Consider the following 1,919-nt stretch of genomic DNA (forward strand, 5'->3'; position numbering starts at 1 on the left):
CCCGCGTTCCGCAGTTGAGGTCTCGGTCTAGTACGCGAATTTAGGGTGTGAGCTGCGGGAATGCGTGATGGCGCGCTTGTCGCGCGTGTAACTAGGCGGCAGTGTTGTGCCTGGTCAGCGGCCTGCGGGGATGATCTCGATGATCTTGTTGGGGAGGGGTAGGTCGAGCTGGGCGTAGATGTCGATCTGGGGCTTGGTCGGCTGGGTGGTCTGGCGGAAGGTGCCGTCGGGGCCGGTGAAGGTGATGGCGTGCAGGCGCTGGAGTTCGCGGCGCAGGTTCTGCCAGGTCTGGCCGGTGGTGGTCTCGGCGATGCGGATGAGCAGCAGCGCGAGCCAGCAGAGGATGACGTGGGCGCGGATGCGTTCTTCGAGCCGGTGGTAGACCGGTCGCAGGTCCAGCACGGACTTCATGTCGCGCCAGCCTCGTTCGACTTCCAGGAGCTGCTTGTAGCCCAGGGCGATGTCTTCTGCGGTCATTTTCGGATCGCTGCTGCGTAGCAGGTATTTGCCGTCGAAGTTGGCCTCGGTCTTGATCTTGGCCTTGTCGATGCGCAGCAGCCCGCCGGGGGTGATGCGCAGGAACCGGTTCAACCCCGGCATGGTGGAGATCCGCCCGCGCAGTTCGGCCCGCTTGACCGGGGTGAGCGTGTCGGCGTGGTCGATCAGCTCGGTGAGCTTGGCGACCATGCGTTCGCGCACAGCCTGGTCGCGGGCGGCGGCCTCAGGGTTGAAGCAGATCACGAACCGGTCGGCGTCGTCGATGCGGACCTCTTTGACCTGCAGCCCGTCGGCCACGGTCTGGTAGCGGCCTTGGCGTGACAGGGCGGCCTTGACCTCGGGTGAATCGGAGCGGAGCTTCTCCCCGATGATGTAGTGCCCGGCGCCGCGTTGCAGGTAGCGGCGGTTGGCGGCCGAGGAGAACCCGCGGTCACTCACCCAGACCACCCGGCCCAGGCTCCAGTCCCTCATGTCGTCCTTGACCTGGCGGATCAGCGCCGAATCGGCAGTGTTGCCGGGCCAGCACCACACCCGGACCGGGATGCCCTCCCGGGTGACGGCCATCCCGATCACGATCTGCGGCAGATCATCCCGGCTGTCCTTGGACTTGCCCCACGTCCGAAACCCGGCCATCTTCTGCTCGCCGTCGCCGTCGCCGTCGCCGTCGGTTGGGGTGTCGGTGGGTTCGCCGCGCCAGTCGCGGGCGGTGGGCAGATCGGCGTCTTCGGTCTCGAAGTAGGTCGATGTGGTGTCGAAGAACAGCAGGTCGACCTGAAGGTTCAGCAGGTCGGCGACCTGGTGGTAGATCTCTTGCTCGAGCTCGCCGCGGATGGCGAACAGCCAGTCCATGGCTCGGTAGCAGGCATCCTCGTCGGTGGCGGGAAGCCCGTCGATGTGCACGTCGTTAGTGATCCACTCGGCCGCGGCGAGCTTGGAGGACGGCGCGAGCGCCCGGCCTGTGACCAGGCCGAACAGGATCCGCTCGAACGGGGTGGTGATCCGACGGCCCTTCAACCGGCGTCGCATCGCCGCATCGATGCCCAGCCGCCGCCACAGGCCGTCCAGCACGTCGGTGCCGCCCAGCGGCCGCGAGCACTCGAAGGTCAGCTCCGCGCCGGCGGTGGCCGTAAGCGCCGACGCCGGATCCAGCAGCCGCGACAACGACGCGATCAGCCGCTCGACCTGCGCGGTGTCGACCTGATCGGCCCGGCCGAAGCTGAACAAGATCTTGGTACGGGAGGCTCGGGCGGCCGGGTCCCACTGGTTGTGGACCAGTTGCAGGTACGACACCTGGCTGCCGTCACGGTTCCGCCGCTTCACCTCCCGCAGAAACATGTCCCAGACCGTAACGGGATCAACCCATGTCAAGCAACTCTTACCAGGCAATTCGTGTACTAGGCGAATTCGGGTCGCAGAACTAG

1 protein-coding gene is annotated in these 1,919 nt (G+C 66.4%); it reads right to left on the reverse strand.

Features of this window, described 5'->3' with window-relative positions; translation table 11 throughout:
• Window positions 1–114 precede the first annotated feature (114 nt).
• Complete coding sequence (locus HKK72_RS38870) at window positions 115–1,833, reverse strand: IS1634 family transposase (protein ID WP_187239371.1); 1,719 nt, start codon at window positions 1,831–1,833, stop codon at window positions 115–117.
• Between the last annotated feature and the right edge of the window lie 86 nt (window positions 1,834–1,919).

This window comes from Actinomadura sp. HBU206391 (assembly GCF_014323665.1).
GTDB lineage: Bacteria > Actinomycetota > Actinomycetes > Streptosporangiales > Streptosporangiaceae > Actinomadura_C.